This window comes from Nocardia farcinica (assembly GCF_029867845.1).
GTDB lineage: Bacteria > Actinomycetota > Actinomycetes > Mycobacteriales > Mycobacteriaceae > Nocardia > Nocardia farcinica_A.
In genome coordinates this window covers 1-6,511 of the sequence record NZ_JARWRU010000165.1, presented here as the reverse complement: position 1 = coordinate 6,511, position 6,511 = coordinate 1, and the positions used below count along the sequence as shown (strand labels likewise).

Sequence of the window (6,511 nt, the reverse complement as noted above, 5' to 3'; positions counted from 1 at the left end):
CCCCCCCCCCCCCCCCCCCGGCCCCCCCGCGGGGGGGGGGGGCCCCCCCGCCCCCCCCCCCCCCCCCCCCCCCCCCGCCCCCCCCCCCCCCCCCCCCCCCCCCCCCCCCCCCCGGGGCCGGGGGCGCCGCCCCCCGTGGGTTCGGGGTCAGTTGCTCGGTTCCGGCGGTGTCGCCGGCGGCGGAAGCAGCTCGGTCGGGATCTCCGTCGGCAGCTGGATGCCGGACGGCAGGGTCGGGATGATCTCGGTCGGGAGACCGCCACCGTTGCTCGGCACGGTGGTAGGCGGGTTCTGGGTCACCGGCGGGACCTGGGTGGTCGGCTGGCCGCCGGTGACCGGCGGCTCGTCGGTGGGCAGGGTCGACGGGTCCGCCGGATCGGTACTCGGGTCCTGGCCGTCGGAGGGCTCGCCCATCTGCGTCGGATCCGCCGGACCGGTGGGGTCCTGGTTCGGCGGCAGCATGGTGATCGTCTGACCGGTGGTCGGGTCGACGAGCACCGTGCTCCCCGGCTTGCCGGGAGTGCTCGGACCGCTCGGCTCGCCGGGCCGGGGCGACGGCTGCACCGTCTCCTCCAGCTTGGTAGCCAGCTCGGGAGACTTGTCGCGCAGCTGGTCGAGCAGCTGCTGCCAGGCCTGCTCCAGCTCCCGCTTCTTGGAGCCGTCGCTGACCTGGTCGACATTGCCCTGAGCCCGTTCCAGCAGCGCCGCGGCCTGACCGACATCGCCCTGGGCCAGCGCCTGCTCCGCCTGGGACAGCTCGCTGTCGGCGCGCTGCACCACCGTGGTCTGGGCCTGTTCGCTGAACACGACCTCCTTGACCCGCCACAACGGATCGCCCGGCTCCGCGCTGTAGGAGAAGGCGGTGGTGCCGCCGACGATCAGCGCGAGAGCGGCGGCCGCTCCCGTGATGGGGTACAGCAGCCGCAGCTTCCCACGCGACTGGGCGCCGACCCTGACCTTCCGCGCCCCGATCTCCTGGTTGACCGCGGCCACCACCGCGTCCAGGTCGGGGGCCTGCGGCATCGATGGCTCGATCAGCTCGGCCCGCCAGGCCGCGAGCAATGTCGCGAGCTGGAACTCCTCCGTGCTGTCGGTCTGCACCGGACCACCGCTGACGATGGCGTCGATCAGCGCGTCGTCGCGACGAACCGCCGCGATGTCCACCGGTCCGGCATCACCGGCATCCCCGGCGTAGGGACCGCTGTTCCGCGATCCGCGTCGCGCCTTCCAGTCGCCCCGACCGCGCTCGCCATCCCTAGCCATACATTTCACCTGCCCTCGCCACTTGTGCCTTCAGTTTTGCGAGTGCCCTGTGCTGGGCAACCCGAATCGCCCCCGCCGTACTGCCCACGGCGGCTGCGGTTTCCTCCGCTGACAAACCCATGACCAGGCGCATGATCAGGATCTCTCGATGCTTGTCGGGCAGGGTGGCGAGCAGGCGGTTCATCTGCCTGCTCGTCTCCGATTCGAGAGCTCGCTGCTCCGGGCCTTGGTCGGTGGATATGACATCTGGTACTTCGGCCATTGCTTCCGCCTTGTTACGGGCGGCGTTGCGATGGGCGTCGGCGACCTTGTGCGAAGCGATTCCGTATACGAAGGCCATGAAGGGCCTGCCCTGGTCCTGATACCTGGGCAGGGCTGTCATCACAGCCAGACATACCTCCTGCGCGACGTCGTCCGCGGAGAGCTGGCCACGTTCTGCCGCGCCGATACGCGCGCGGCAGTAACGGACGACGAGCGGACGGACCAACTCCAGTACCCGAGCTAGAGCTGTCCTGTCGCCCTGCGCAGCGGCAGCGACGGCGAGGTCCAACTCTTCGCCCGTTTGCGTCATCGTCAGAGATATTCCCGGCGTTACGAGTGGCACGGTCTGCGAGTGAGACGGTGCTTCCGCCGAACCGGCGGAACGAGACAACAATAGCGATACCGGGCGTCACCCCGGCCACCGTGGTCGGTTGTCGCTACAACCTCAGGCCCCGGGGAAGTGACTTTCAGCACGTCCCGGCCGGTCGGAAGCGTCCGCCGCGCTGCAAGATCATCTGTTCGTACGAACGCGCGCGCGCCGCCGCCGAACTCCGTTGCGCCTGCGTGGCGGCGACCCCGGCGGACAGCATGGCGGTGGCCCAGCCCAGCGGCAGCAGACCGTGCTCGTCCGCGCTCGCGGCCACCGTCTCGGCCAGCGCGGCGGCCCGCTCCCGATCGCCCGACGCCGCGGCCGCCGCGGCCACCAGCAGCGTCGACTTCACCCGGTGCCGCACCGAGGGCGCCGCCTCGGCCAGTCGCAACCCGGCCTCGGCGTGCGGGAGGGCCTCGGCGGCGTCGCCCGCGGCCAGTGCGGTCTCCGCCGACACCCAGCACAGCCGGATCCTGGCGCGCACCCTGGCGGACTCGTCGTCGCCGAGCAGCGCGCGGGTGCGGCCGAGCAGCCTGCGCGCCAGATCGAGCCTGCCCACCCCGAGCGCGTCGGCCGCCAGACCGGTCATGGCGTCGCAGGCCGCGTCGATCCGATCCGGCCCGGCCGAGGTGCCGGCCGAGTCCCCCGCCGCCCCGCCCGGCGCGCGCCCGGGCAGCACGAGGGCGGCGGCCCGGCCGTCCCACTCCGAAGCCGCCGCGTGCCAACCCAACTGACGCGACAACGAGCCCTTCGTACTCGCGGCCAGTGACCCGAGCACCGGATCGGCGGCGCCGCGCAGCAGCGGCGTCAACTCCGCCCGAGCGGCCGCGTATCGCCCCGCGGCGCCGTACGCGACGGCGCGAAGCCAGGTCGCGAGAGGGTCGTGCGGGGCCGGCAACCCGGCAGCAGCGGCCGACGCGGGACAACTGCCGAAAGCAGCGTCGGCGAGGACTTCGAATCGAGTATCCGCTAACGGGACTGGTACGAACACGGGCCGGAGCGTAACCCGGAGCACATCGGAAACCGGCGGCTACCACCGCCGCCGGGGGCATACGGCAAACACCCAGCATTTCGACTCGGTGCCCATGTTTCTATCGGGTAAAACTCCCGAGCGACCCGCGTCACGAACTCATGCGCGAATTCACATCCGTTTCCCGCAATTTACCTGAGCGTCCCGCTCGCGCCATCTGGAAACATACCGCGCAACCCGGTTTCGAGACCCCGGCACACCGGGACCGCCGGAGTGAACTTGAGCCGACCGAACTCATGAGCAGGGCTAAAAACCGTCATCTACCTGCTGTTATACGCGAACGAACGTTGCGATCGCATCTTGGCGTTCCGTCGCGCAACCGTCTAGTACTACCGGACTGAAGCATGAATGTAAACAGGAGAAAGGTTAATTTTCGCCTTCCGGGATTCAGAAAGACGGTGCGCCGAACTATTGACGGAATTTCGCGGCTGGCCCTAACGTAGCTCATCGCCACGGCGGCCGCCGCGCGAAATTGCAGCGACTTCCGCCCGGCGAGACCCCGCGGCCACGGCCGATCGGGCCGTACCCGATGACTGTGCAGACACCACCTGCTCGACGACGCTGACGAGCTCGCATCACAAGGAGTTCACCATGCCCATGCCGACCCACCTCCCCGGACCGAACGCCGACGTCTGGGACTGGCAGATGCGCGGTTCCTGCCGCGGTGTGGACTCGGCGGTCTTCTTCCACCCCGACGGCGAACGCGGCCGTGCCCGCACCGCGCGCGAGATGCGCGCCAAGGAGATCTGCCGAGCCTGCCCGGTGCTGATGCAGTGCCGCGCCCACGCGCTCAAGGTCAGTGAGCCCTACGGCATCTGGGGTGGGATGTCCGAAACCGAACGCGAACTGTACGCTCGGCGCAATCGCCGCCGCGTGGCCGTCTGAGCCGAACGCGACCCATCCGCCCACAGCCCCCGTGCCGAATGCCTTGCGGAAACCGACCAGGTGCCGGGTCGGGTCCCGTGTCCGCGCCGCCGAGGCGTCCCAGTCCCCGGCGCACGAGTGCGGATCACGGCCCGGCCACCACGGTTTCCGAACGACAGTTCTCGCCACGACGGTCTTCCCACGACGGCGGGACATTTTCCTACAACTATGGGCGTCCCCGGGGCCGCCCGCGCGTAACCCGCGCGGCGTGTCGCGAGTTGCCCGCACATAGCCACCCACCCGGCCGCAGATTTGCTGAGCCACTGACGGTTTCCGGCACCCAATGGGTGCACGGGCGATGCGTGCGCGCTACCGTAGTGACCGATGACACAGAATGGAGCGTTGTGACGACGCGGCCGTCGGCCGCAGAGGGCGACTCGATCCGAAGAGAAGCCACCCCACCAGGTGTGGAGTCTGCGGTGTCGGCACGTGTGACCGAAAGCCTCGAACTTGCCGCGCTGTTGCGCCGGTGCGGCCAGGGCGACCAGACGGCTTTCGCCGAACTGTACGACCGGACCAGCTCACGCGTGTTCGGTCTGGTGCTGCGGGTGCTCCAGGACCCGGGGTACGCGGAGGAGACCACCCAGGAGGTCTACCTCCAGATATGGCGCACCGCCGCCAATTTCGACCCGACCCGCGGTTCGGCCATGACCTGGCTGATGACCCTCGCCCACCGGCGCGCGGTCGACCGCGTCCGCGCCGAACAGGCCCACACCCTGCGGGAGGCGGCCTACGGGGCGAGGGCGGGCGACGACGAATTCGACGAGGTCGTCGAAGAAGTCGAGCGAAGGGCCGAGCAGCGCGCCGTGCTCGCCGGCCTCGCCGACCTCACCGAGACCCAGCGCGAAGCCATCTCGCTGGCCTACTACGGTGGGCGCACCTACGCCGAGGTGGCCGCACACCTCGGGGTCGGGCTGCCGACCGTGAAGTCCCGGATACGGGATGGTTTGACACGACTGAAGAAAAGTTTGGGGGTGACGTGAGATGACCGAGAGCCGGATCGATCTCGCGCACGCCGTCGCGCTCGGATCGATCGACGACGAAGACCAGCTCGCCTTGCACGACGTTCTCGACGACGAGAATCCCGCCGCGGTGGCGGGATTCCGTGCCGAAGTCCTGCGAACCAGGGACGCTCTGGCCGCTCTGGCCGAACTCACCGCCACTCCTCCCCCGCCCGGATCACGGGCCCGCCTGCTCGCCGCCGTCGCCGCGGAAGCCGCCTCCTCCCAGAACTGATCCCGCCGGACCCTCGTTCCGGCCGACGCCGCTTCCGGCCCGCGCGAATCTCCTTCGCGGTTCGACTCGGTCGTCCGAACTCCCGCCCGAGGATCGCTCGCGACGCTCTGTGTCCGGGTCCCCGTCGGACACGACAGCGCCGGGACACGACAGCGCCCCCGGCCGGAGATGCCGGGGGCGCTGTCGTTCGGAACCCGATACGCCGAAGCGGAGGGATCAGTGGGCGTGCCCGTGGTGGCCGTGGTCGGCGGCCTCCTCGGCGGGCTTGTCCACCACGGCGCTCTCGGTGGTCAGCACCATGCGCGCCACGGACGCGGCGTTCACCACGGCCGAGCGGGTCACCTTCACCGGGTCGACGACGCCGTCGGTGAGCAGGTCACCGTAGCTGAGGGTGGCGGCGTTGAAGCCCTCCTTGCCCTCGGCGACCTTGGCGACCACGACCGAGCCGTCGAGACCGGCGTTGGTGGCGATCCAGTACAGCGGGGCCTCCAGCGCCTTGCGCACGACCTCGACGCCGACCGCCTCGTCGCCGGACAGCGACTCGCGCAGCTCGGACAGCTTGGTCGCGGCCTGCACCAGGGCGGTGCCGCCGCCGGGCACGATGCCCTCGTCGACGGCGGCCTTGGCCGCGCTCACCGCGTCCTCGACCCGGTACTTGCGCTCCTTGAGCGCGGTCTCGGTGGCCGCGCCGACCTTGATGACCGCGACGCCGCCCGCCAGCTTGGCCAGGCGCTCCTCGAGCTTCTCGCGATCCCAGTCCGAGTCGGTCGCCTCGATCTCGCGGCGCAGCTGGGCGGCGCGCGCGGCGATGTCCTCGGAGGTGCCTGCGCCGTCGATGATGGTGGTCTCGTCCTTGGTGACCACCACGCGGCGCGCGGAGCCGAGGTGCTCGAGGCCGGCCTCGCGCAGCGTGATGCCCAGGTCGGGGTTGATCACGGTGCCCGCGGTGACCACGGCCAGGTCGTCGAGGAAGGCCTTGCGACGGTCGCCGAAGAAGGGGGCCTTGACGGCGACGGCCTTGAGGGTCTTGCGGATGGAGTTGACCACCAGGGTCGACAGCGCCTCGCCCTCGACGTCCTCGGCGACGATCAGCACCGGCTTGCCCGCCTCGGCGATCTTCTCCAGCAGCGGGAGCAGGTCCGGCAGGGAGCTGATCTTCTCGCGGTGCAGCAGCACCAGCACGTCTTCGTAGACGGCCTGCTGGGCGTCGGTGTCGGTGACGAAGTACGGCGAGAGGTAGCCCTTGTCGAACTGCACGCCCTCGGTGACGACCAGCTCGGTCTGTAGCGTCGAGGACTCCTCGACGGTGACCACGCCGTCCTTGCCGACGGTGGTCAGCGCCTTGCCGACCATCTCGCCGATCTCCTCGTCGCGCGAGGACACGGTCGCGACCTGGGCGATGGCCTGCTCACCGGAGACCGGGGTGG

At 70.4% G+C, this 6,511-nt stretch carries 7 protein-coding genes; 3 read left to right on the top strand and 4 right to left on the bottom strand.

Translation table 11 applies throughout. The features are described 5' to 3' along the window. Positions 1–147: 147 nt before the first annotated feature. The 3 genes from QH283_RS03385 to QH283_RS03375 form a co-directional block, all read right to left on the bottom strand. Positions 148–1,263 (bottom strand): anti-sigma-D factor RsdA, encoded by a 1,116-nt coding sequence (locus QH283_RS03385; protein WP_280501557.1) that lies wholly within the window; start codon positions 1,261–1,263, stop codon positions 148–150. Then, positions 1,256–1,834 carry a sigma-70 family RNA polymerase sigma factor gene (locus tag QH283_RS03380; RefSeq protein ID WP_280501556.1) on the bottom strand — a complete coding sequence of 193 codons (579 nt, stop codon included), beginning with the start codon at positions 1,832–1,834 and terminating at the stop codon, positions 1,256–1,258. The genes QH283_RS03385 and QH283_RS03380 overlap by 8 nt, the downstream gene beginning before the upstream one ends. A gap of 157 nt (positions 1,835–1,991) precedes the next feature. Further along, the gene (locus QH283_RS03375) at positions 1,992–2,705 is read right to left on the bottom strand and encodes a hypothetical protein (protein WP_280501555.1); all 714 of its coding nucleotides are present in this window, start codon (positions 2,703–2,705) and stop codon (positions 1,992–1,994) included. A gap of 810 nt (positions 2,706–3,515) precedes the next feature. On the opposite strand from QH283_RS03375, the gene QH283_RS03370 reads away from it, so the two are divergent. The 3 genes from QH283_RS03370 to QH283_RS03360 all read left to right on the top strand — a co-directional run bounded on the left by QH283_RS03370 (position 3,516) and on the right by QH283_RS03360 (position 5,084). Continuing rightward, positions 3,516–3,809 (top strand): WhiB family transcriptional regulator, encoded by a 294-nt coding sequence (locus QH283_RS03370; protein WP_280501554.1) that lies wholly within the window; start codon positions 3,516–3,518, stop codon positions 3,807–3,809. 446 nt (positions 3,810–4,255) lie between these two features. After that, positions 4,256–4,831 carry an ECF RNA polymerase sigma factor SigK gene (gene sigK, locus QH283_RS03365; RefSeq protein ID WP_280501553.1) on the top strand — a complete coding sequence of 192 codons (576 nt, stop codon included), beginning with the start codon at positions 4,256–4,258 and terminating at the stop codon, positions 4,829–4,831. Position 4,832: 1 nt separating this feature from the next. After that, positions 4,833–5,084 (top strand): hypothetical protein, encoded by a 252-nt coding sequence (locus QH283_RS03360; RefSeq protein ID WP_280501552.1) that lies wholly within the window; start codon positions 4,833–4,835, stop codon positions 5,082–5,084. A 216-nt stretch (positions 5,085–5,300) separates the two neighbouring features. On the opposite strand, the gene groEL is transcribed toward QH283_RS03360, so the two are convergent. After that, a partial coding sequence (gene groEL, locus QH283_RS03355) for a chaperonin GroEL (protein WP_280501551.1) occupies positions 5,301–6,511 on the bottom strand: 1,211 nt, incomplete at its 5' end.

Bases quoted from the DNA above. Each gene is read 5' to 3' on its own strand.
- QH283_RS03360 (WP_280501552.1), top strand. From the start codon at position 4,833: ATGACCGAGAGCCGGATCGATCTCGCGCACGCCGTCGCGCTCGGATCG.
- QH283_RS03370 (WP_280501554.1), top strand. From the start codon at position 3,516: ATGCCCATGCCGACCCACCTCCCCGGACCGAACGCCGACGTCTGGGAC.
- QH283_RS03380 (WP_280501556.1), bottom strand. From the start codon at position 1,834: ATGACGCAAACGGGCGAAGAGTTGGACCTCGCCGTCGCTGCCGCTGCG.
- QH283_RS03385 (WP_280501557.1), bottom strand. From the start codon at position 1,263: ATGGCTAGGGATGGCGAGCGCGGTCGGGGCGACTGGAAGGCGCGACGC.